This is a genomic window from Desulfotomaculum copahuensis, from assembly GCF_001655685.1.
Classification (GTDB): Bacteria; Bacillota; Desulfotomaculia; order Desulfotomaculales; family Desulfovirgulaceae; genus Desulfotomaculum_G; species Desulfotomaculum_G copahuensis.
In genome coordinates this window covers 1-23,104 of record NZ_LYVF01000178.1, presented here as the reverse complement: position 1 = coordinate 23,104, position 23,104 = coordinate 1, and the positions used below count along the sequence as shown (strand labels likewise).

18 protein-coding genes are annotated in these 23,104 nt (G+C 62.9%); 1 reads left to right on the top strand and 17 read right to left on the bottom strand.

The window, feature by feature from the left end:
• Positions 1-3: 3 nt before the first annotated feature.
• The 12 genes from flgK to A6M21_RS13750 all read right to left on the bottom strand — a co-directional run bounded on the left by flgK (position 4) and on the right by A6M21_RS13750 (position 12,824).
• The gene (gene flgK / locus A6M21_RS13800; protein ID WP_066669801.1) at positions 4-1,500 is read right to left on the bottom strand and encodes a flagellar hook-associated protein FlgK; all 1,497 of its coding nucleotides are present in this window, start codon (positions 1,498-1,500) and stop codon (positions 4-6) included.
• A 330-nt stretch (positions 1,501-1,830) separates the two neighbouring features.
• Entirely contained in the window at positions 1,831-2,196 is a 366-nt protein-coding gene (locus tag A6M21_RS13795; RefSeq protein WP_066669799.1) for a flagellar protein FlaG, read from the bottom strand.
• A gap of 24 nt (positions 2,197-2,220) precedes the next feature.
• The gene (locus A6M21_RS13790; RefSeq protein WP_066669797.1) at positions 2,221-2,964 is read right to left on the bottom strand and encodes a flagellar protein FlgN; all 744 of its coding nucleotides are present in this window, start codon (positions 2,962-2,964) and stop codon (positions 2,221-2,223) included.
• A 1-nt stretch (position 2,965) separates the two neighbouring features.
• Positions 2,966-3,262: a flagellar biosynthesis anti-sigma factor FlgM gene (gene flgM, locus A6M21_RS13785; protein WP_066669795.1), complete on the bottom strand. Its 297-nt coding sequence runs from the start codon at positions 3,260-3,262 to the stop codon at positions 2,966-2,968.
• 486 nt (positions 3,263-3,748) lie between these two features.
• Positions 3,749-5,101 (bottom strand): chemotaxis-specific protein-glutamate methyltransferase CheB, encoded by a 1,353-nt coding sequence (cheB, locus tag A6M21_RS13780; protein WP_066669793.1) that lies wholly within the window; start codon positions 5,099-5,101, stop codon positions 3,749-3,751.
• Positions 5,102-5,378: 277 nt separating this feature from the next.
• A complete protein-coding gene (locus tag A6M21_RS13775; protein ID WP_078060714.1) occupies positions 5,379-7,847 on the bottom strand; it encodes a chemotaxis protein CheA in 2,469 nt (822 codons plus the stop codon).
• A gap of 5 nt (positions 7,848-7,852) precedes the next feature.
• On the bottom strand, positions 7,853-8,413 hold the full coding sequence (locus A6M21_RS13770; RefSeq protein ID WP_078060712.1) for a chemotaxis protein CheW: 561 nt from the start codon (positions 8,411-8,413) through the stop codon (positions 7,853-7,855).
• A 97-nt stretch (positions 8,414-8,510) separates the two neighbouring features.
• Entirely contained in the window at positions 8,511-8,702 is a 192-nt protein-coding gene (locus A6M21_RS13765; protein ID WP_066669792.1) for a hypothetical protein, read from the bottom strand.
• A 3-nt stretch (positions 8,703-8,705) separates the two neighbouring features.
• Complete coding sequence (locus A6M21_RS13760; protein ID WP_066669851.1) at positions 8,706-9,491, bottom strand: flagellar motor protein; 786 nt, start codon at positions 9,489-9,491, stop codon at positions 8,706-8,708.
• Positions 9,492-9,512: 21 nt separating this feature from the next.
• Positions 9,513-10,274, bottom strand: coding sequence for an OmpA/MotB family protein (locus A6M21_RS13755; protein WP_066669791.1), 762 nt, complete (start codon positions 10,272-10,274; stop codon positions 9,513-9,515).
• A gap of 412 nt (positions 10,275-10,686) precedes the next feature.
• Complete coding sequence (locus tag A6M21_RS18025) at positions 10,687-10,863, bottom strand: DUF1540 domain-containing protein (RefSeq protein ID WP_078060710.1); 177 nt, start codon at positions 10,861-10,863, stop codon at positions 10,687-10,689.
• A gap of 293 nt (positions 10,864-11,156) precedes the next feature.
• Positions 11,157-12,824, bottom strand: a complete 1,668-nt coding sequence (locus A6M21_RS13750; protein ID WP_066669790.1) for an ABC1 kinase family protein — start codon at positions 12,822-12,824, stop codon at positions 11,157-11,159.
• 541 nt (positions 12,825-13,365) lie between these two features.
• Here A6M21_RS13750 and A6M21_RS18830 point away from each other — a divergent pair.
• On the top strand, positions 13,366-14,319 hold the full coding sequence (locus tag A6M21_RS18830) for a 2-phosphosulfolactate phosphatase (RefSeq protein ID WP_066669780.1): 954 nt from the start codon (positions 13,366-13,368) through the stop codon (positions 14,317-14,319).
• A gap of 61 nt (positions 14,320-14,380) precedes the next feature.
• Here the strand turns inward: A6M21_RS18830 and A6M21_RS19310 are convergent, their stop codons facing one another.
• The 5 genes from A6M21_RS19310 to A6M21_RS13710 form a co-directional block, all read right to left on the bottom strand.
• Positions 14,381-17,590: a BTAD domain-containing putative transcriptional regulator gene (locus tag A6M21_RS19310; protein WP_066669778.1), complete on the bottom strand. Its 3,210-nt coding sequence runs from the start codon at positions 17,588-17,590 to the stop codon at positions 14,381-14,383.
• Positions 17,591-17,760: 170 nt separating this feature from the next.
• Positions 17,761-20,145, bottom strand: coding sequence for a stalk domain-containing protein (locus tag A6M21_RS13725; protein WP_151191951.1), 2,385 nt, complete (start codon positions 20,143-20,145; stop codon positions 17,761-17,763).
• Between the two features lie 4 nt (positions 20,146-20,149).
• The gene (locus A6M21_RS13720; protein ID WP_066669774.1) at positions 20,150-20,575 is read right to left on the bottom strand and encodes an ATP-binding protein; all 426 of its coding nucleotides are present in this window, start codon (positions 20,573-20,575) and stop codon (positions 20,150-20,152) included.
• A gap of 177 nt (positions 20,576-20,752) precedes the next feature.
• Entirely contained in the window at positions 20,753-22,417 is a 1,665-nt protein-coding gene (locus tag A6M21_RS13715) for a PP2C family protein-serine/threonine phosphatase (protein WP_161486080.1), read from the bottom strand.
• A gap of 26 nt (positions 22,418-22,443) precedes the next feature.
• Positions 22,444-22,791, bottom strand: coding sequence for an STAS domain-containing protein (locus A6M21_RS13710; RefSeq protein ID WP_161486079.1), 348 nt, complete (start codon positions 22,789-22,791; stop codon positions 22,444-22,446).
• Positions 22,792-23,104 lie beyond the last annotated feature (313 nt).

Sequence of the window (23,104 nt, the reverse complement as noted above, 5' to 3'; positions counted from 1 at the left end):
CCTTTAGCCCATCTTGTTAATCAAGGTGTCCAGCATGTCGTCCAGCACCGTGACCAGACGCGCAGCGGCCTGGTAGCCGTGCTGATATTGCATCAGGTTGGTCATTTCCTCGTCCATATTCACGCCGGACACCGACTGGCGCAGGTTATTCACCTGATCCACCAGTGTCTGCTGGTTGGCGGCCAACTGACTGTTGCGCTGCGTGTCGGAGCCGATACCGGTAACAATCGACTGGTAATAGCCGTCAAATGTGGCGCCGTTCAGGATGGCGCTGTTCTGCAAATTCGCCATGGCCAAAGCATTGCCCGCCGAGCCGATTGCGGAAGTGGTCGCTCCGGCGGAGGCGGCGGCCACCAGGTTCGGATATGTGAGCAGTTGGGCATTCACTTGAATGTTCCCGGCCGCACTGCCGGTGAAAAAGGTCCCGCCCGCCGAACCGACTGTGATGGTCCCGCCGGCCGATACCTTTAAAGTCAGCCCATTCTTGGCATGCAGGTAGTTGACAGCCGAGATCAATGTTTTCGCCAGCTTATCCATGTTTTGCTGGTATGAGATGATATTTTCGTAAGCGTTTTCTATTCCTGTCAGTTCCCCGCCCGTGTTGGAAATACTGCCGGAAGCGGTAATGTTATTCGAGGGGTTGTAAAGGTGATAAGAAATGGTCAATGCACCCCCGGCGGATAAAGTGGCTGTAGCCGACAAGGTATTCACCGTGGCGGAAGCGGTTGTGGTAATCAAGGTGGCATTGGCACTGCCGAATGTTACTTTTATCCCGTCGTTACTTTCCTGGGTGACGGTGATATTCATTAATTGCGAAAGCTGATCCAGCAGATTGTCCCTTTGGTCGAGCAGGTCGTTCGGCTGCTCACCCATGCCTTTGATCTTTATAATTTGAGTGTTCAAGTCGTTGATCTGAGAGGCAATTTTATTGACTTTGTTCACATCGGCCACCAGCAGATCCGTACCCGGCGACGGCCCGGGCGATGTCGCGGCCAGGTTGTCTTCCGCCGTTTTCAACTGGCTGCTGATGTTGTTGAAAGTGGCGCATAGGGTCTCGGCGCTGCCAAGCAGTGAAGTGCGAATAGGCATGCTTTCCGCGTTCTTGCTCAGTTCCTGCCAGGAATTGAAAAAGTTGTCCAGTACCGGATTGAGCCCATTGGCAGACGGGTCCAGGAAAATAGTCTGCACTTCGTTCAAGGTCTGACTGATGATCTGGTACTGCCCCTGCAGGGAGTTCTGTTCCCGGTACTGGCCGTCCAGAAAGCTGTCGCGAATGCGCTCGATCTGACTTACCATCACCCCGGTGCCGACCTGCTGGGCCATTACCGGACTGCCCAGGGAAGGTATGGTGTAGGGATCGCTGGCCACCTGGTCGGCTCTCTGCCGGGAGTAACCAGGCGCGCTGGCGTTGGCGATATTGTGGCCGGTGACATCCGTGGCGGCCTGCTCGGCATTAAGCGCCCGGCGGGCGATTTCCAGGCCGAAAAAGGTGGAAAGCAAGTTTCTTCACTCCGATCTATGTATTGGCCGGCGAACATTGTACGCGTCGTCCGTTTGCCGCGAGCCGGTATCCGTTATTCATCGGTATAAAGTCCCGGACGATCGGGCGCAAGCGCCGATGAAAAATACCGGTATCGTTATCTACTGGTTTCCAACATATTTCGCGGCCGGAGGCGAAGAGCGGGGCTTCATTCCTGCCGGCGCCGCTGCAGAGCCGGCCGTTTCCGGCGGCTGAACATTCACCGCCCCGGAACCGCGCGGGCTAAATATGCCGGTCGACGATCCGTTCATCCCGGGCGGCAGCCGCGGCTGCCGCCCGGGATGCGCGGGCTAAATGTACTGGTCGATGACCACGCCCACGGCGCGCTGCATGTGGTCCATCATGGCCAGGGTCCGGTCCGCGCTCAGCGTGGTCAGCGGCCGGCCGCTTTCTCTTTCGGATACGCCGACCGACTGCGTCTTTTCGTCCAGCTGGAAGGCGAAGGGCTGATTGAACATCTCCGCCGCCTTGTTCAGCATGGCCACCGCTTTGTTCAGGTCGGTGGCCTGGTAGGCCGGCTGGTGGGCGGAGATGGCGCTCTGCTCCTGTTCCTTTGTGTCCGTGACGGAACGGACCGGCTGTACCGGCTCCACCTTGCGGGTGATTGACGAATCGGATGTGATCAGGGCCTGCAGGCCGCCTGCGCCGATTTTCATTTGCGCTCCCTCCATTCTGCACTCTTAAACCGAGCGGTCAAGTCCCGTTACCGCCTGTCCGCTGCTCACGCCGCCGTCCGCGCCGTAGGTGCCGCCCCGGGCCGCAGCGGTGATTTTGAGCAGCCGGGCGTTGAAATCGCGGCACCAGTGGATGATGTAGCGGTTGGCGTCCGTCACCTGCCGCAGTTCCCGCACGCCTGCGCGCAGCTGCGCCCGCAGGGCGAGCAGCTTATCATGCAGCGGTTTGGGCGCCCCGGCGGCCAGAACGGCCAACCGGTTCTCTTCCTCCCCGCCGGGGGGTTTTGGCAGCCCCGCCAGCAGTTTGAGCCGCTCTTTCTCCCGGGCGGCCAGTTCGCCGGCCAGTGACTCCTGAAGGCGCACGGTTTCGTTGAAGGCCGTCAGGTCGTTAACGCGCAGGGCTTCCGTCTGCCGGCGGCCAGCTTCGCTCAGGGCGCTGATCAGACTGCTCTGCTTTTCCAGAACGGCGGCAAGGCGGTGGAAAAGTTCGTCCGTCCCGCTACTGGCGATAACGGCATCGCCGGCGGCATCCGCGGCGGTGTTGTCTTTAGCGGCCTTATTGCCCCTCTCAGCCCAACCGGTGGCACCTGTTCCGGCATTGCCGCCACCGGAGCATTTGCGTCCGGCGGTTTTGCCGCCTGTCAAACTTCCTTGATCAGGGCGGGCACTCACGCTGTGTTCGCCGGTCATGCCGCGCAGTTCACTCTTCTTGTCCGGCCCGCCGCTAGCATCGTTGCGTTCGCCGGTCATGCTACACCCGCCCGTCCAGGCGCCGTTCTGCGATGATGCCGGCGGCTGTTTGGTACGCGTCGGGGCGGTAGGTGCCGTCCGCAACCTGTTTTTGCAGCCGCGCCACCAGTTCCGTGCGCACACCGGACATTTCCCGCAGTCGGGCGCGGTAAATCTGCAACTCCCGGCCCGCGGCGGAGATTTCCGCCCGGTCGCCCGACGGTACGTCGGCGGTTTTACCAGCAGCGGGCTTCTGCTGTGCTTTCAGCCGGTCGTATAACCCGGCCACCTGCCGGGGATCCAGTCCGTTTATTTTCATGGGTCCTCACCTCTTCCGGAACGCCGCGGGCAATCAGGCACCACCGGCCGTCCTGGGTTATGCAATGCTGCTCTTACCACTTACTTCGGCATATGCAAGCGGACCTTGACGGTCCGAAAAAATTTACCAGGGACGGGTGGAAAGCCAGTGGCGTCTCACGGGATAAAAGCCAGGCCACGCATGAGACATGCCGGCGAAAGAATGCCGGCAGGCGGGCGACAAACCCGGCATATAGCCTGGCATTTCATGAGACATGCCGGGCCGTTTGATCGTCCGGCGAAATAAGGAGCGCACCGCGGGGTTTTTATATACGGGTCGTGCGCCGGCAATGCCGAGCGGTCTTGCCCTTTTGCTGCAGTTTTAATGTCACTTGATGCGCCCGGCGCCTGCAGGCAAAGCCGCTCATTTGTGTGCGTTCAGACCGGCCGCACGCACCGCAATATCCGGGTGCGGGCGGCGGCGTACCGTCAACTCATTTGCGAGCATTCACACCAGCCGCACCATTTCCTCCGCCACCCGGTCCAGGGGCACAACCACCCGGACCGCGCCCAACTCCATGGCTGCCCGGGGCATGCCGAAGACCACGCAGGTGCTCTCGTCCTCGGCAATGGTCGGGCCGCCCTGGGCGTGAATGGCGGCCATGCCTTTGGCGCCGTCTTTGCCCATACCGGTAAGCAGTACACCCATCACCCGCGCGCCGAAGGTTTCCACCGCGGCCAGCATGACGGCGTCCACCGCGGGGCGGAAGCCGCCTTTGGGTACCGGTCCGTCGCCGGGGCTGAGGTGCACGGTGGCGGCGCCGGGGCGGCCGGTGAAGGTGAGCTCAAAGCCGGCCGGGGCCACCAGCACCAGGCCGGGAACCAGCAGGTCGCCGTGGGCGGCGTGCCGGACGGCAAGCCCGCTGCGCCGGTCCAGGTGTTCGGCCAGCGGGCCGGAAAAGCCGGCCGGGATGTGCTGCACCACCACCACGGGCGCGGGAAAACCGGCCGGCAGGGCGGGGATGAGCGCCTGCAGGGCGGCCGGCCCGCCGGTGGAACAGCCGATTACCACCAGATCGACGCGCGCCCGGCGGCTGGATACAACATGCAGCGGCGGCCGGGTGTCACGCTTCGCCTCTTCGGCGGCCGGCCATTCGCCGTCCGCTTCAATAGACGCACCACCCGGCCGGTGAGGGGCGGAAGCAGCTGCCGGGCGGCCGCCGTCCGTTTGCACAGGCGCGCCGGCTGACCGGCGGGGGCCCGACACACCGCCCGGCGTGCCGACGTCCGTTTCCGCAGGCGGCCCGGCCGGCCGGCGGGGGGCAAAAGCGCCGCCCGGGCGGCCGCCGTCCGTTTCCGCGTCTGCCGCCGTTGACCGGCGGGGGTTGGAAACACCGCCCGGCCGGCCGCCTTTCATGCCGCTTCCGGCAGGCTTTGGCCAGCGTCCGCGCAGCACCCGGTGCACATTGACGCCGGCCGCCGTGCGCAGTTTCACCCGCAGTTCGGCCGTCATCTCATCCAGGTGGCCGGCGGCGGACGGTTTGGGCACGAAATCGACCGCGCCCAGGGCCAGCGCCTGCATGGTCGCCCTGGCGCCTTCAGTGGTCAGGGAGCTGAGCATGACCACTGGCACCGGGCATTCCCTCATCACCCGGCGCAGCACGCCCAGGCCGTCCAGCGCCGGCATTTCCAGGTCCAGGGAGACCACATCCGGCTTTAATTCGCAAATTTTGCGCACCGCCTCTTCCCCGTCCACCGCCGTGCCGATAACTTTAAACAAGCCGCCCTCTTCCAACAGGCGGCTGATTAAACGGCGCATCAGCGCCGAGTCGTCCACTACCAGCACACGTATCCGCCCCATCGGCTACCCCCAGTCCGCGTTATATCTACGGTATCCAATCAATAAACGCTGCGTACTGTATACACCTGGCATCTATCCGGGTAAAACCACCTGCCGCAACCAAATCCCGTCGCACCCCGATTTTAGCCCCGGCAGGCCCGGATGTCCCTGTGAAAATCCCATTATTCTTTCCAGCATTATGGACATACCCGCGTTTACGGTATTAAAGGATTTAGAGCCCGTAAAATTCCCGTTATTCCCTTCGGCCATCCCACTTCCAACTTTTCACTTCCCACTTCTACATCGCCCGGTTCACCTCGTAAACCGTTTCCTCCACGCCCGTTTCCTTGACAATCCCCCGCGCGTCCACAATCAGCGCCACCCGGCCGTCGCCCAGGATGGTGGCGCCGGACAGGCCGGGCACCTGGCCCAGGTAGCCGCCCAGAGATTTGATCACTATCTCCTGCTCGCCGATCAGCCGGTCCACCACCACGCCCACCTTTTTCTCCGCCGAACCGAGGATGACCACCGACAGGCGGCCTTCCTCGCGGCCCTTTTCCCGGAACAGGCGGGTCAGGCGCACCAGCGGCAGCACCCGGCCGCGCACCACAATCGCCTCGGCGCGGCGGACGCGCCGGATTTCTTCCGTTTTCAGGGCCAGCGTCTCCACCACGTTGGCCAGCGGGAAGGCGTAGACCTGCTCGCCCAGGGCCACCATCAGCGCCCGGATGATGGCCAGGGTGAGGGGCAGCTTGATCGTGAAAGTGGCGCCTTTGCCGGGGGCGGTGGTGAATTCCACCGAACCGTTGATCTGCTCGATCTGGCTGCGCACGATGTCCATACCCACTCCCCGACCGGAAATGTCGCTCACCTGGCGGGCGGTGGAGAAACCGGGGGTGAAGATCAGGTCCAGAATCTCCCGGTCGCCGGCCCGCGCCGCCTGCTCCGGCGTGAGCAGGCCTTTTTCCACCGCTTTTTGCCGGATGCGCGCCGGTTCCATCCCTTTTCCGTCGTCGCTCAAGGTGATCACGATATGGCTTTCCACGTAGGCGGCCTTCAAAAGCACCCGGCCGGCCCGGGGTTTGCCCAGGCGCAGGCGTTCTTCCGGCGGTTCGATGCCGTGGTCCACCGCGTTGCGCAGCAGGTGGATCAGGGGGTCGCCAATCACCTCGATCACATTGCGGTCCAGTTCGGTCTCCCGGCCTTCAATCACGAAATCGATTTCCTTGCCCATTTTATGCGCCAGGTCGCGCACCATGCGCGGCAGCCGGTTGAAAACGGTGGCCACGGGCAGCATGCGCGCCTTCATGATTTCTTCCTGCAAATCGTTGGTCACCTGGCCCAGGTGGTTGGAAATCTCCACGATATTGTCCGCCAGGTCGTCCGAGCCGTATTTGCCCTCGAAAATGTCTACAAAACGGTCCAGGCGGGTGCGGTCGATGACCAGCTCACCAACCAGGTTCATCAACGTGTCCAGTTTCTGCACATCCACCCGCACCGTCTTGACGCCGCCGTTGGCCGCCGGGGCGGCGGCCGGCGCCGTCTTGGCCGCCGCCCGGCCCCCCACTGCCGCGGCGGCCGCGGCCGGCCGGCCGTTGGCCGGGGCGGCGCCGGGCTGCACCGGGCGCACTTCCACGCTGCTCACTTCGGCAATCGAGTAGACCAGATCATGCACCTGGCCGGGGTCCTCCTTGGTGATCAGGAGCACCGTAAAACCGGGGCCGTAACGTCCTTCCTGCAGCTCCTCGGCCGGCGGCGCGCTCTTGATGATCTCGCCGATCTGCTGCAGTGTCTCGAAGATCAAAAAGGCGCGCACCGATTTCATCTGGCAGCCCCGGTCGATGCCGATGTCCAGCCAGTAGGCCTGGTAGCCGCGCACCTCCGCTTCCCGCACCACCGCCTCCGCCGCTTCCTCCAGCGGCAGGCTGGTGCGATAGGGAGGCGCCGCTCCGGGAGCAGAGGCGTTCCGGCCGGCTTCCGCCGCAGGCGGGGTTCCGGTAACGCGATTGTCCCCGGCTTCTCCAGCAGGCCGGGTTCCGGCGGATGCGCCCGTCGTACCGGCGTCCGGACCGGTTCCGGGAGTCCGTACCGGGTCAACGGAACCGGACAAACCCGCCCGGCCGTCCGCGGCCATGCCGGCCGCGCCGGTACCGGTGAAAATACCACCGTCACCGGCCGTTGCGGGCATCCCGCCCCGCTCCCGGACACCGGCGCCATCCGCACTTGCTCCCTCCCCGCCGCCTCCGGCATGCCCGGCCGCCTCCAGGCCGGCGGCCAGCAGGCGCTGCAGTTCGTCGCCGCCCGGCACCCGCGCGGCACCACCGGCATCCGCTTGCGCCGGTGAAGCGCCGCCTCCGGCAGCGCCCGCCGCCCCGGCCGGGGGAGCATCGCAGGACAACTGGCAGGCCCTGATTCTGGCCACCACGCCGGCAACGTCCACATCCGCGGCCTGGCCGGTAATTTCGTCTTTGAGCAGCTTTAAAGTGTCCAGCGCATCAAAAAGAGTGTCCACCAGCTGTCCGGACACCTGCATGGTGCCCTGACGCAGGCGGTCGAACAGGTTTTCAATTTCGTGGGTCAGGGCGGACATCTTCTCGTAGCCCATCACCGCCGAAGAACCCTTGATGGTATGCGCGGCGCGGAAAATTTCCTGGATCACGGCCGGGCTTTCGCCCTCCCGTTCCAGGACAAGCACATTGTCATTGATAACCTGCAGTTTTTCTTCCAGTTCTTCCATGAACACGGCCACTTCTTCGTCCGTAAACAATTGCCTCACCTCGTTCCGTGTGCATCCGGGCCGCCGTCCGGACCGGCGCCCTGCGCTCCGTCCGGCGCGTCCGGGCGGTCCGTGCCCGCTGCCGCTATCTCCTGCAGGACCAGTTTTTCATCCGCCTGCAGCACCCTGGTCATGTCCACCAGGATGATCAGCCGTTCTTCCAGCAGGGCGATGCCCTGCAGGTAGGCGGCGTTCACCCCGCCCACCGCGGCCGGCGCCGGGCGGACGGACGAGGCGGGCAGGCGGAGCACCTCGGATACGCCGTCCACAATCAGGCCGGCGGTGATCCCGTCCACATCCACGATGATAATGCGCGTCCCCTCGCCGGTGACGGCGGGGGGCAGTCCCAACCGTCGGGCCGTATCGATCACCGGGATTACCTGCCCGCGCAGGTTGATTACCCCGTCCACAAAAGATGGGGCGCCGGGAATGGCCGTGATGCCGGTCGCCCGGATGATTTCCAGCACCTGGCCGATGTCCGCTCCGTAGGCCTGTTCTTTGAGCCGGAAAACCACCAGCTGCAGTTCGGCGCTTTCCCGGTTTGAACCGTCGCTCATGGAAACAACCACTCCTTATGGAAAAGCGCCGGCTGATGGGCCGCAGCGGCGCTTTATTAATCAAGACATCCCGATATATGTATGCTGCCCGGTCAACTCAAATCCGGAAAGTCCGGCCCCGGCGCAAGAGGTGTTTTTCCGCCCCGGCAACCGGTGGCAAGCGGTCCGCAGCCGGCATGCCGGCGGGCGGAAAGCGGCGGGCGCGGAATTCAGCAAGCCGGGACAATCCGCGCTCCCGCGCCGGATGCCGGCAGGCGGCAATGGAAGAGGCGGTAAACAGCGCGAGCACGGGCTACTCCTCCGCAGCGTAACGCTCCTCCGCCTGTTCCCGGGCTTCCGGGCGCAGGAAGGAGGTCAGGCGTTCCCGGATCAGGATCGGGTTGTAGCCGGCCTGCAGTGAGACAATCCCTTCCAGCATCAGCTGGCGGAGCAGCAGTTCCTTCTTGCTCAGGTTGGTCAGCTTGGCCGCGATGGGCAGCCAGAACACGTTGGCGCTGCCCACACCGTAGAGGGTGGCCATGAAGGAGACGGCAATGGCCGGCCCCAGGCTTTGCGGCGACTGAATGCTGCCCAGCACGTGTACCAGGCCCATCACCGTGCCGATGATGCCCATGGTGGGGGCGTAGCCGCCGGCCGCCTCGAAGATGCCGGCGCCCACCTGATGGCGCTCCTGCAGCGAATAGACCTCCGCTTCCAGGATGTTGCGCACCAGTTCCGGATCGGTGCCGTCCACCACCAGCTGGATGCCCTTGCGCAGAAATTCGTCGTTCAGTTCGTCCAGCCGGTTTTCCAGGTAGAGCAGGCCTTCCCGCCGCGCTTCGTCGGCCAGGGCGACAATCAGCTCGATGACCTCGCCGGGCTCTTTCGGACTGCGGAAAAAGGCCACTGTAAACAATCTGGGCGCCATGATCAAATCGCGCCAGGTAAAGCTCAATGCGGTGGCGCCGATGGTGCCGCCGAAAACAATCAATGCCGCCGACGGCTGCAGCAGCGCGCCGGCATGTCCCCCTTCCCACAGAAAGCCGCCCACCAGGGCCGCCAGAGCGCCCAAAAACCCGATTACTGCGATAAAATCCATGGCCATCCCTTTCTCCGCTGATTATTCCTGCGGCCCGTTCTGCACCGCCCCCGGTTCCGACCCGGTGAACTTGCTGCGCAGGATCACAATGTCCACCCGCCGGTTTTTCTGCCGGTCGGCCTCCGAATCATTGGGCGCCACCGGGCGGTATTCGCCGTAACCGACGGCCGACAGACGCTGCGGCGGAAAATGGGCGTTGTTGATCAAATCCTCCACCACCGCCGTGGCCCGGGCCGTGGACAGTTCCCAGTTGGTCGGATACTGCGGGGTATGGATGGGCAGGTTGTCGGTGTGTCCCTCCACGCGGATGTAATTGGGGGTCTGCGCGATAATCGGCGCCACTTTGGCCAGGATCCGCCCGGCCTGCGGGGTCAATTCAGCAGAACCCAGCTGGAACAGCACGTTGTCCTGGAAGCTGAGCACAATACCACGTTCCTCACTGGTGGCCGAAATTTTTGCCGTCAAGCCGCTCTGCTGAATCTGGCGCTCCAGTTCCCGGCGGATGTTTTCCATTTCCTTTTGATCCGCCATATTTTGCGGCGTCTGAATCTCGGTGCCGCTGATCCCCGGCACCACCGACGGTCCCATGTTTTGCAGGATGACTCCCCCGCCACCCATAGCCTTACTTAATGATTCGGCCAGATTTTGAAACTTCTTGATATCCACCTGGCTCAAGGTGTACATGACGATGAAAAAAATCAAGAGCAGGGTAATCATGTCGGCATAGGTAATCAGCCAGCGTTCCATGCTGCCGTATTTTGGCTTGTGGTTGGGCCGTTTCATGGCGAAGCTCCTTTCACCTTTTCTGACGGCCGGGGGCGGGGGAAAAGATATGTATGCTCACCAGTATTCTCTTCAAATGGCAAACTTCCTGCCGGGAAGACTAAAAATTCGACCATGTGCGCGCGGGCATACCGGGCTTTCCGGCCGGCATATATTTATAGTCGGTTGACGGATTAATTTCTTTAGAGCCGGGGAGCCGGCGGCGGAAAGCGGGCCGGGCACGGAAACGGGACAAACCGGGACGGTTCGCTTGCCTTTACGTGGCTGTTCGGGTGGCGGCCGACACGGGGGCGGTTACGTTGTCGCCTTTCGGCCTTGCGCCGTCCCCCGGGCGTTTGAACCTGCCCGCAACCCGTCAACCCATGGCGCTGCGCTATTATTTCAGCTTGCCAGTTCATTCGGCATATCGCGGCTATTCCCCGGCTTCAAAGGTGTGGCATTTGACGCCGTCCTCCGTGTGCACCAGGCGATCGCCGCTGGAGCGCACATCGATCTGCGGGGCGGTGCAGTAAAAGTCGCGGTTGTGCTTGCATTCCTCCACCAGGCATTTGATCCGGCCGGTCTGGTTCTCCGGGTTTACGGGACTCACGGGCGCCACCTCCGCCGTTTAGCATTCCCGCCGTGAACACGGCGTATGCCCGGTGGTGGCGATCGCCGGGCAATTGATTTTGTGCGGCTTCCGGATTTTCACCAAACCCGGCTCCGGGTTGGACAAAAAGGCGTGTAGTTGCCGGGCGCGAATATGAACAGGTGGTGGCCCGCCTGCTTGATTGTTGGACAAAAAGGCGGGTAGTTGCCGGGCGGACAAAAAACCGCCCCCTTGCCCGCATGTATTGGGGGGCGAAAGAACCTTCCCTTTGCCTGCTTTGCCCGCGTGCCTGCCTAAAACCGCCGGGAGCGCAGAATGGATATGATCAAGGCCAGGGCGGTGAACCCGCCGGCCGTGAAACCGGCTTCGGCCAGCGGCAGGCCCCAAAAGACCGTATATCCCCGGCCCACCAGCAGGGATGAACCAACGATCAGCGAGCCGAGCAGGATGCCGAGCACCAGCCGGTTGACCATGGCGTTCAGCCGGCCGGCTATACGACTCATTTCCGGATTTACCGTCTTGATCCGGATTTCGCCCCGCCCGGCCTGGTCCAGCACCCGGTCGAGCCGCCGGGGCAGGTGGGTGAACAGGTGGTGATAGTCCTCCAGGTGCTCCACAATCAGCCGCTGCAGTCCTTCCGGGCTGAAGCGGCGGGCCAGCAGGCGCCGCCCGAAGGGGCGGGCCAGCTCGATGATGCTCAAACCGGGATCGAGCTGCACGGCCACTCCGTCCAGGGTGACCAGCGTTTTCACCAGCAGGGTGAACTGGGCGGGCACCCGGATGCGGTGGCGGAAGGCCACCGTCATCACGTCGCTCATAGATTCGGCCAGGCTGATCTCGCCCAAAGGCACCTCGTAATATTTTTCCCGCAGCGCGTCGATATCCCGGTGCAGCATTTCCCGGTCCACGTGCGGCGGCAGCACGCCCAGGCTTTCCACCGCCCGCAGCACCTGCGGGGTGCTGCGGCGCACCAGGCCCAGCACCAGATTGCCGATCTGCTCCTGCAGGTTTTCGTCCAGCCGGCCGACGATGCCGAAGTCCATGAACAGCACCCGGTCGCCGGACAGGGCGGCCAGGTTGCCCGGGTGCGGATCGCCGTGAAAGAAACCGTGCAGTAAAATCTGCTTGAGCAGGGCGTCGGTCAGCCGGCGGGCGACCAGGCGCCGGTCGATACCCTGTCCGGCCGGTTCCGCCAGGGCGTTCAGCTTGACTCCTTCCACATATTCCAGGGTGAGCACCTTGCTGGTGGTGTAGTCCCAGTGCACCGCCGGAAAGTAGACGGTGGGGTCGCCGGCGAACTGGTGGCGGAAGGTGTCAGCGTGGCGGCCCTCCCGGACAAAGTCGATTTCCTCCCGCACGGTGCGCTCAAACTCCTCGACCATCTCCTCCCAGCGGTAAAACTCGCGCCAGGGGCCGTGCCTGTCCACCAGCCGGGCGACGTCATAGAGGATTTCGATGTCGGTGGAGAGAGTTTTTTCCGTACCCGGACGCTCCACTTTGACCGCCACTTCCTGGCCGCCGGCCAGGGTAGCCCGGTGCACCTGCCCGATGGAAGCGGCGGCCAGGGGCACCGGGTCGAAAGAGGTGAAGATTTCCTCCAGCGGCTGTCCCAGCTCCATCTGGATGCGCTCCCGCACCTGGGCGAAGGGAAACGGCGGCACCCGGTCCTGCAGCTTTTCCAACTCGCGGATGTATTCCGGCGCCAGCAGGTCGGCGCGGGTGGACAGCACCTGGCCCAGCTTGATGAAGGTCGGCCCCAGTTCCTCCAGCACCAGGCGCACCCGTTCGGCGGGCGAAAGGGACGGCTGTTCCCGGGAACCGGCGTGTTCACGGCGCGGGCCGGTGAATTCGGCCAGGCCGAACTGCTGGGCCAGATAGCCGAAACCGTGCCGTACCAGAACATTGGCGATCTCCCGGTAGCGGGAGAAATGCTTGTAGCGCTTGCGCAGGTGAAGCTGCATGGGGGACATCTCCCAGTATTATCGATGCTCCCAATATCTTACCATGCTTTATACAATAATGGAAATCATTTCGCCATCCCGCCAAAACTACAAGCATTCCCGGTTTTACACCCGGACCGGAAAAGTGAAAGCGGTTGCTCCAGACGGGCCGGTGGCGGCAGGGATCCGTGCTCTTGCACATAAACCGGGAAACGACGGCAGGCAGTGCATATATACGTAGTTTGACTTAATCGCCGCGCGGTATTATATTTTTTTGTGAAAAGGCAAATCTGACGGAGGCGTGAATGTTTTTTCCGGCGGTGGCGCCGGAAGGGAGCACTGCATTCATCTGTCCGGAAAAATGCACCTTCCCAAAAGGCAACACCCCGGCCGCCAAAGAATTAATCCGGTGTATTTCCCTTTTCGTTTCCTCTGATGATGCCGCAGTGGACTGCGCGGGGGCCCGCCCCGGAATTACCAGGACATGACCCCGCTTTTCCCTTATGGAACCGCCGCGGGCGGTGTGGGAGCTTGTCAGAAAGATCATTGCGAGGGGATAAATGTGAAAATTGACGTGGTTTTCACCGCCGGCGCCATCGCTCCGGAGGAACTGGCCGGACGCACGGCGGTGGTTTTTGACGTGCTGCGGGCCACCAGCACCATAGTCACCGCTCTGGCCAACGGCTGCCGGGCGGTGGTGCCGGTGGTTGATGTGGACGAAGCCGGGCGGGTGGCGGAGCGGCTGGGGCAAGATGCCGCGGACGGGTTGGAAAGCCACGGTGTGCTGCTGGCCGGCGAACGGGACGGCGCGAAGCTGCCCGGTTTCCCGCACGGCAACTCGCCCCTGGAATTCGGCCCGGAGGTAATCGCGGGCAAAACGCTGGTGCTCACCACCACCAACGGCACCCGTGCCATCCACGGCGCCGCGCCGGCGGCGGCGATCTACGCCGGCAGCCTGCTCAACGCCCGCGCGGCGGCTGCGGCGGCACTGGCCGCCGGCCGGGATGTGACGCTGGTCTGCGCCGGCACCCGGGAGCGCTTTTCCCTAGAGGACACCGCCGCAGCGGGATTTGTGCTCATGGAACTGCTGGCCCTGGCCGGCGCGGCCGCCGCCGGCCAGGCCGAACAGGCGGCTGGCGGCGAAGCGGTCGCCGGAGCGGCCGGACAGATGCCATCCGGTTCCTCCGGCCGGGCTCTTCCCGCCGGGCCGAAAACAGCCGGACACAGCGAGCGGTCAGCATCCGCCGGTGACGGGGCGGGCGGCTCCTTCTTCCGTGCGCCATCCACCAGCAAGAACGCTCCCGGCTCCGCCGTCCGGCCGGAGCTTTCCGATGCGGCACTGGCCGCCCTGCACCTGGCCCGCGCCTACCGGCAAAACCCGCTGCAGATCATGTACGACTCCCGCCACGGGCAAAAACTGCTCGGCATGGGGCTGGCCGCGGACCTGGCCTGGTGCGCCCGGCTCAACGCCCTGGATGTCGTGCCCGTGTACCGGGACGGCCGGCTGGTGCTATAAGAAAGGCTCCGCCTTAAACAAAAACAACTTTGCCGTTATCCCGGCAGGTAGCCGGAAACGCTCAGCACAACCGGGAAAGTGCGGTCAGTTCATCCCCGGGCTTGATCCCCAGTTCCCGCCGGAGCAGTTCCCGTATCTGCTGCAAGTGGCGGCGGGCGGCGGCACGCTGTCCCAGTCGCAGCAGCAGGCGGACAAGCTGCGCGCGTGCCTTTTCATCCAGCGGTTCCCGCTCCACCGCTTCCCGCCACAAATCCAGCGCCTCCCCTTCCCGGCCGGCGGCCAGGGCGCGGGAGGCCAGGGCGGTCAACACCTGCAAGTACAGCTGCCGCAATCTTTCCCGGGCGGCCGCCGGCCAGTCTTCATAGATGTCTTCGGCCAGCAGATCGCCCCGGTAAAGACGGCGCGCCCTTTCCAAATCGGCCGCCGCCCCGCCCGAACCGTCCTCCCCCCGGCCAAAGGCCCGGGCACAGGCCTCTTCAAACAGCCGGCAATCCACTTCCGCCAGCAGCTCCGGCTCCAGGTAAATCATGCCGTCCTTAACGGCCACATACTCCACTTCCACGGGCAGGCTCCGGTTGAGCGCTTTGCGCAAGGCGTGCAGAGTTACGTAAAGGGCATTGGCGGCCTTATCAGCGGGCAGATCCGGCCAAAGCAGCTCCATGATTACATCCCGGGGCGCCTTCCCTTCCCGGTGCAGGGCCAGGTATTTGAGCAGCGTTTTGGCCTTGCGCCGGCGCCAGAGCCGCTCGTCCAACAAAACACCGCCCCGGTACACCTGAAACCGGCCCAGGCAGCAGATCCGCAGCAGCGGCGGCGATGCCGCTGTTGCCGTAACCGGCGGGCCGGCTTTTCCGCCACCGCCGGCCGGTTGATTTTCCGGGGGTTTTGCCGGCTTTTCCCCACCGGCATCCGCCGGCCGGGCCGGGATACTTTCGGCCAGCGCCTTTTCCCCCGGGAGCAGGGCCGGGAACCGCCCGCAATGTGAAAGGCATTTTTCCCCAAGCCTCCGGTCCGCCCCGCCGTTCCGGCAAATCCGGTCATAATAGCGCCAGCAGTCAATCAAAGCCAGATGATAGCCGTCACCCACAAGAGTAAAGGCGGCTGCCGCCTTTTCCAGCAGCGCCGGGGCGCCGGCTGCAATTTCACCGCCGGTTTGGATATACGCTGCCGCCTGATTCAGTCCGGCGACGGCCTCCAGCCAGCAGTCGCCGGTGCCCGCGGCCAGTTCCAGGGCGTTCCCGGCTTCCTCCAGGGCCGGAACCATATCCCCCCGCCGGCGGTAAAAAGCGCTTCGCCCCAGGGAGAGCAGCACGGCGGCTTCCAAAAAAGGTTCCTGCGCCGCCAGCGCCGTCGCCGCCCGGTCGTAAAGCTCACCGATGCGCGGCCAATCCGGGTCCGGCAGCCGGCTTAAAGCTTCCGCCGCCCCGAGCAGGGCCGGAACACCGGCCGGGAAGTCTTCTTTCCCTTCCGGACACTCCCCGGCCGCGAGCAGAAAGTTCTCCAGCGCCTCCGCGGTCCGTCCCAGCCGGAGCAAAACCGCACCGCCCACCAGACGGCTGCGGCTGGTCAGCATCCGGTCCCCGGCGGTGGCCGCGGCCAGCGCGGCCCGCTCCACCAGAGCGCGTGCTTCCTGGAACAGGCCGCGCCGATAATAGTAAAAATAGGCCTGATCCAAAAGAAGCGCCGCTGTTGCCGCCGGATCACCATGTTCCCGGCAGCATTCCGCCGCCGCACGGAAAAATTTTTCCGGCCGCTCCTTCTCCCCCGCCCGGGCCGTCCAGACGGCCAGATAGTGCAGAACGACGCTGCGCAGAAGGCTGTTTTGCGCAGCGGCTTCCCCCAGCGCCTGATTGTACACGGCCAGGGCGTTTTCCCTCTCCCCCCGGGCGGCATAGGCCGCTCCCTGGGCGCACAATGCCCTGGTCAGGCCGGCCGCGTCCCCGGCGGCGCCGAAAGCACCGGCGGCGTGGCGCAGCCAGGCCAGTCCGTCCCGAAAACGCCCGGCGTGAATGCACGCTTCACCGAAATCAAGGATAATGCCGGGCAGGGTGTCCAGCACCGGTCCGGGCAGTGTTTCCAGCATGGCGCCCAGGGTTGGCAGGCGGCCCTGCCGGAGCAACGGCCGGGCGGCCTGTTGCAGGGCCAGGACGGCCCGGCCCCGCTCACCGGCCGCCACCAGGCAGGGAAAGGCTTCCGCCGGGCTTTCCCGGGCCAGGAAATAATCCGCCGCCCGGCTCTGGGTGTCCCGGTATTTCTGCCCGTCTTCCTTGAGCAGTTTGAGCAAAAACGCCTTGAAAGTCCGGTGATAGCGCAAGCCGCCGCCGGGCAGGCGCTCCACCGGCAGCCCGCTGCCGGACAGGTGAGCGGCCAGGGCGCAGCCGTCCGGACGGGAAAAAACAGCGTTAAACAGTTCGCCGTCCCACTCCTCAAAGACAGCCGTGAGCGGCAGCGCGTCCCTGACGGCCGGAGGTTCGGCGGCTATAACCCCCCTGAGCACTTCCTCCATCAGGGAGGCGACGCCTGTGTCCGGACCGCTGTATGCGCCGCCGGCGGCCATCGCCCGGGCGGCCAACTGCACGCCGAGCGGCCATCCGGCCATCCCCCGCCAGACCTGCTCGATCAGTGCGTTCGGCACGGGCACACCGGGCCGGGCGGCAAAAAACCGCCCGGCCTCGTCCCGGGTGAAGGCCAGTTCTTCCCGGCCCAGCACCGCCGCCCGCCCCGCCGCCGTCAGAGCGGGCAGGGATGGCAAATGCACCGGCCGCCGGCTCAAAACAAGCAGGTGCACCGGGGAAGGCAGCAGCTTGAGCAATGAGTCCAGCAATGCGCCTGCCTCCGGGCACCCGGCAACCTGCTGGTAGTCCTCCAGCACCAATAAAAGCCTGCGTCCGGCCAGTTCATCCTCCAGCACCTCCGCCGCAATGTCCAGCAGCCGTCCCCGGCCCGGCCAGTGCGCCTGGTGCAGAACGCCTTCCCGCTCCAGGACCGCGCCAAAGGACGGCAAAACGCCGGCCAGGCCGCTTAGAATCAGCTGCAGGAACACAGCGCCACCGGCATCATCTGCATCCAGGTTGATCCACACAAAAAGATCCGGCACCCGTTGCAGGAAGCCGGCGGCCAGAGTGCTTTTCCCGTAGCCGGCGCCGGCGGCCAGACAGGTCAGGCGGCCGGCCGCGTTCCCGTTCAAAACAGTGAGCAGGCGCTCCCGGGGCAGGTAGTGAGCCGGCAGGGCCGGCGCCCGGAATTTGCTTTTCGGAAAGCGTGGCAACATGTCATCAACCGCCCTTTGCAAGGAATTGTCAAGCCCCGGCCGGATATAAGCGGTGCTTCGGGTGAATTGGTGCATCCTGCGCCAAAACTCCGCCGCTGTCAGGGGTGTCCGGCGAAAAACCCTGCGCCGGACACCGGGCGGCGTCTTGCATAATGGTGCGGAACAGCAGGCTACTGCCAGTTGGGATAGCTGCACCGGGCTTTGTCGTAAAAGACGGCGGCCGTACCCTTTGCCGGATCGTATACATATACTGCTCCCTTGTTATCGGCGCAGATGATGCGGCCGTCATTGCCCACCCGGGGATAGCTGCCGGAATCCGGATCATTTTCCAGCTTGAAGATCATCTGATAGCTGTCTTTTCCGATATCGTGCAGGTAATATTCCCCGCCTAAATTATATACCACCTTGCTGCCGTCCGGGGTAAAGCAGGGATGTTCGGCATGGTAAAACCAGCCCCCTTTGGGCAGGGTCAATTCCTTGATGGTCCGCCCGGATTGATCAATTACTTTCATGCTGCCGGCACCGGCCGTTACTATTCGCCCGTCCCCGCCCCAACTGGCGGAAGAGGTTCCTTTAATCACCAGGCTGGTTTGACCGCTTTTTTTGTCCAGAATGAGCAGTTCATTGCCGCCGTTAAAGCCGCCATGGTTATAAGTGAGCAGCAGGATCCGGGTGCCGTCCGCCGACCAGCCGAGGGGAATCACCCCGTAACCAGCCGCATCATTTCCCTTCAGCTGGTAAATAACGCGGGATGAACCGTCGCCCAGTCCGGCCAGGTAAACCTCCGCTTCATTGTGCGAGTAAACCAGCCATTTTCCGTCCGGACTGATGAACGGGTACTGAATGGAGTGTGGATCTTCAAAAATTACCTGCCCGTCCCGGACCAGGCGGCAGTCGCTTTCCACCCAGCAGGCCGTCCCCGGCCGGCCGGCATTGGCGGGCGCCGCCGGGGCCGGGCCGCTGCTGTTGCTGCTGCTGTTGCCGGCGATGGAAACCGTCTGCGATTTTTCGTTCCAGTCCACCTTCGCCCCCAGGGCCTCACTGACAAAACGCAGCGGAACCAGTGTCCGGCCGTTGATTGTCTTGCCCGGAACGTCAAGGCTGAGCGGGGAACCGTTCTTGTAGGCGGTCCGCGCCCCCAGTTGCAGCTTGATCTGGATGCCGTCTTTGGCCGCTTTTACCGTGCCGGTGGCTTCATCCCAATCCACCGTTGCCCCCAGGGCCGTAAAGATCACCCGCAGGGGAACCAGTGTCCGGCCATTTTCAACCAGCGGCGGCACGTCGAAGGAAAGAGTTTTCCCGTCCAGCAGCACCACCGGGTTTTGTCCCGCCGGCGGGTTTGCCGGAGCAACGGCCGGCGGGTTTGCCGGAACAACAGCCGGCGGGTTTGCCGGAACAACAGCCGGCGGATTTGCAGGCACAACAGCCGGCGGGTTTGCCGGAACAACAGCCGGCGGGTTTGCCGGAACAACAGCCGGCGGATTTGCAGGCACAACGGCCGGCGTTTTCTGAACCGCTTGATTCCCCGGCTGGTTGTTCGTCCCTTCGGGCGGGGCGGAATTCTGTCCCTCAGGTACACCGCCGCCCATAAACCGGTCATCCTGCCACAGTCCTTCTTCAACTTTGCCGCCGGCACTGGTAAATTTCCCCTGGCCGTTCATTTTTCCCGCTTTCCAGTTGCCGTCGTATTTGTCCCCGTCGAGCCAGGAATAAATACCCCAGCCGTCCCGGAGGCCGTCCTTCCACTCACCGACATACTTGTCTCCACCGGCGTAGGTTTTGGTACCCTCGCCGTGCTGCTTGCCATTTTTCCACTCGCCGCGGTAGGTAGCTCCATCCGGCCAGATCGCGCTGCCGGCGCCATCGGGCAGGCCGTTGGCGACTTCGCCCGTATAGACCGCGCCGCCGGGCAGGGTTATGGTCTGGCTGCCGGAAGGAGCGGCTTGCTGTTGCCCGGAACTGTTTTCACCCGGTTGTGGCTGCGGCTGCGGCTGTGGTTGCGGCTGCGGGAGAGATTTGAAAGGCGGCCCTTTCATTTCATAAAGCGTAAAGTTCAAATGCGGTTCGTCATCAACGATTTGAATGTCATCGGCATATAAAGCAAAATAACCCAGGGTTGCCGTCCGCAATACGTACAGGTGACCGGCTTGAATGTCCCTGGTATTGCTATAGGACAACAAGGCGGGAGTAACATTGAAAGCTTCCTGCCCGGCCGGCTTTGGTACGGCGCCGGCATCCAGAAAACCGCCTGCTTCTCCACCCTGGTAGGTGAGACGTGGACTAATGCTGCTGTAGTTGATGGAAAAGAATTCACCACTGCCGTAGGTGACCGAAATGTTTTTTCGCAGATCCCAGAAGTTGTTGTAACTTCCGCCAAAGCCATATTCCCGGGCCTCGCCCAGTCCCAAAACCAGGGGTGAGACGGCCGCCCCGGCCAACTGCCCGCCGGTCAGGAAGAGCATACAAACAAAAGTGAAAAGGAAACCGCCGATGATTTTAGCCAGTCTGCCCGGCATATTGATCACTTTCCTTTCAGTAGTTTGCCGAACTGCCAAACAGTTAACTTTCCGGTAATTTTTTGGTCAACAGCAGCCGGTTGCCTCCGGGATAACGCTGCAGCTCCACCCGGTCCACCAGTTTTTTGATCAGGTATAAACCCCAACCCCGCGGGTTTTCCCCACCTTCGATCTTATTCCGAAGCGAGGGCTCCCGTTCCGGCAGAATAAAGGACGGACCGGCATCCTGGACGGCCACTTGCAGACAACCGTCCGCCACCCGGAAGTTCAGCTGCACCTGCAGGCGCGGGTCGAAACCGTGGCCGTGTTCCATGGCATTGAGGCAGGCCTCGCCCACGGCGGCGGCCAGATCCCGGGCCGCTTCCTCACCGGCCCCTTTGAGCCGCAACAGTTCCGCGGCCGCTGCCATGGCCACCCGCTCAAAACCGGGGCTGGACGGAATGGATAAATATACCTCCCTCGATTCCAACGGATTCCCACACCCTTTTACCAACCTCAAATTCCCTTTCGCTCGCTTCTTAATACACGCAAACCGCCCCTTTCTCCTCTTTTTTGGGCGGTAAAAATCCCCGCCTCTTCAAGAGTACGGGGTCGGGCTTACAAAAACCTTACAAATATAGCCTGCTCGCTGCTTTTGTTTCACCCGTCAGCACCGTCCACTGGCGGGTGGTGATTTTTCACCGCCGGAGGTGCCAGCCCGGCGCAAAAGCAACAAGGTCAGGTCATCCGCCGGCTCACCACCGGCAAAGCGCTCCACTTCATCCATCACCATGGCAATAAAACTTTCGCCGCCGGTAGCGGCCGCGCTGTGAAACAGCCGGAGAAAGCGCGGAAAGCCAAACAATTCACCTGATTTGTCCCGCGCCTCAACCAGGCCGTCGGAATAAAAGGCGATGCCCCCGCCGGGAGGAATGGTCAGCGTGGTATCCCGGTAGGTCACTCCCTGCTCCAGCCCCAGGGGAAGGGCACCTGCAGTCACCAGTTCCGGCTCGCCGCCGCCGGCAAAAAAACGCACCGGGCTCATGTGTCCGGCACTGGCCAGTGTGCAGCGGCCGCTGGCGGGCTCAAAAACGGCATACAGGACGGTGACGAACATTCCCCCGGCCAGGACGCTGCAGACCAAATCATTCACTTTGCTTAACACTGCCGCCGGACTGTCTCCCCGGGGTGCTTCGGCACGCAGGATGCCCACCACCGCCGCCATGAGCAGGGCCGCCGGCATCCCCTTTCCGGCGGCGTCGCCCACCAGCAGGCCAAAACGGCCCTCCGGCAAAGATACAAAATCGTAAAAATCGCCCCCCACCTGCCTGGCCGGCCGTGAAACAGCAGCGGCCTCCCAGCCCGGCAGCGCCGGGAACTCCCGGGGCAGCAGCCCTTTTTGAACGGCCCGGGCCAGGGCCAGTTCACGGTCCACATTACGGTAGACCCGGGCTACCTGCTGCTGCAACCGGTTAAAAGCGGCCACCAGATCACCCACTTCGTCCAGGGAAGTCACCGTCAGAGTCTGGTGCCGGCCGGGAGCCGCACCGCGGGCCATTTCAGCCAACCGGCGGGCCACCAGCAGGATGTCGGCACCTGTATCGGCGGCGACAGCCAGGCCGGCGACCATAGAGTAAAGCAGCAGCAGCAGGGTATAGGCAAGGTACAAACCGGCGGGCACGGACCGGCCGCTCAGGGGGAAAAGCAAGTAGAAGGCAAAAAAAGAAGAGACGTTGATGATGAACAGCGAAATGATGATAAGCAACAGCCGCCCTTTGACGGTCAATCTTTTTCCTTCATCAGGGGCCAGGCCGGTGGTCAACTCCAGAGGCTCCCGCAGGAGACGGCGGGAAAAGGCGAAGTAAAACATACCCAGGGAAACGGCAAGGGTCAATTCAAAGGCGGCATTCTGAAAGGTCAATACCCACCAGTGGGCCGGAATATTTCCCCGGTAAAAGAACAGCCACTCGGCGGCATGAAAAATCAGGCTTAACCCGGCACCGCAGAGGGTGAGGAAAATAAGCATATCCAGAGGATAATTGAAGGATGCCCGCCGGGCCGCGGCAGCCAATTCGTCCGCCACCGGCCGGCCGGCTGACAAAAGGTCCAGCGTGCCAAACACCGGTTTCAGGTAAACCACCGAAATGGTATAAAGGGCCAGCACCACAAACAGGCACTGCCCCAACACCACCGGCAGGTAAAAATTCAACTGCTGTTCCAGGGTGACCCCCTGGAGAAAAGAATTACTCAGGCTGATCACCAGCGCCGCCACCGCCGCCGCTGCCGCAGCCATGTACAGCAGTCCGGCCCGCAGTCTCCTGGATAAATGCACGGGTAACAATCACTTCCCGCTCCGGTTTAATGCGGAGAAAAGGCCATACGGGCCTGCTTGTCACTTTCAAACAGGGCGATGTAATCATTAAGGCCGACCATGTGGAAAATTTTACGGTAATGATCCGACAGGTTTATCGCGCCCACGCTCCGGTTCTCCTGCCGGCAGCGCCGGATCAGACCGATCAGTAACGCCAGGCCGGCACTGTTGATGTAATCCACTCCGGCAAAATCCAGCACCAGCGCCCCGTCTGCCGCCCCGCCCACAGGCATGTTTTTAAAGCTTGCTTCACTTTCACCGGTGATCTCGCCATCCAGACGCAAAAACCGCACCGGACCAGTTTTTTCGACGCGGCAAGTAAACTGACGACCCACAGTAAATCCCCCCAAGTATCCGGGAAAAAGCAAATGTTTTTCCGTCCCGGGAAAAATATTCTACTTTCACGGGTAAAACCCTTTTTTACGCTTAAAGCGGTAAAAACATTGGCGGAAAAATTTATCTTCCATGGCAGGAAAATTATGCCGCCCTGTTAAATAGTAATTTACCCGACATGCAGGAGGTATTACAGTGCCGGATAATAGTGAATTGGTAAGCATGCTCCGCAACGTCATTCAGGAAGAATTAAAACCCGTACGCGAGGAATTGCATGAATTAAAGCAGGAGTTCGGCACGCTCAAGCAGGACGTC

Bases quoted from the DNA above. Each gene is read 5' to 3' on its own strand.
- A6M21_RS13795 (WP_066669799.1), bottom strand. From the start codon at position 2,196: ATGAAAATCGGCGCAGGCGGCCTGCAGGCCCTGATCACATCCGATTCG.
- A6M21_RS13790 (WP_066669797.1), bottom strand. From the start codon at position 2,964: ATGACCGGCGAACGCAACGATGCTAGCGGCGGGCCGGACAAGAAGAGT.
- flgM (WP_066669795.1), bottom strand. From the start codon at position 3,262: ATGAAAATAAACGGACTGGATCCCCGGCAGGTGGCCGGGTTATACGAC.
- cheB (WP_066669793.1), bottom strand. From the start codon at position 5,101: ATGGGGCGGATACGTGTGCTGGTAGTGGACGACTCGGCGCTGATGCGC.
- A6M21_RS13770 (WP_078060712.1), bottom strand. From the start codon at position 8,413: ATGAGCGACGGTTCAAACCGGGAAAGCGCCGAACTGCAGCTGGTGGTT.
- A6M21_RS13760 (WP_066669851.1), bottom strand. From the start codon at position 9,491: ATGGATTTTATCGCAGTAATCGGGTTTTTGGGCGCTCTGGCGGCCCTG.
- A6M21_RS13755 (WP_066669791.1), bottom strand. From the start codon at position 10,274: ATGAAACGGCCCAACCACAAGCCAAAATACGGCAGCATGGAACGCTGG.
- A6M21_RS13750 (WP_066669790.1), bottom strand. From the start codon at position 12,824: ATGCAGCTTCACCTGCGCAAGCGCTACAAGCATTTCTCCCGCTACCGG.
- A6M21_RS19310 (WP_066669778.1), bottom strand. From the start codon at position 17,590: ATGTTGCCACGCTTTCCGAAAAGCAAATTCCGGGCGCCGGCCCTGCCG.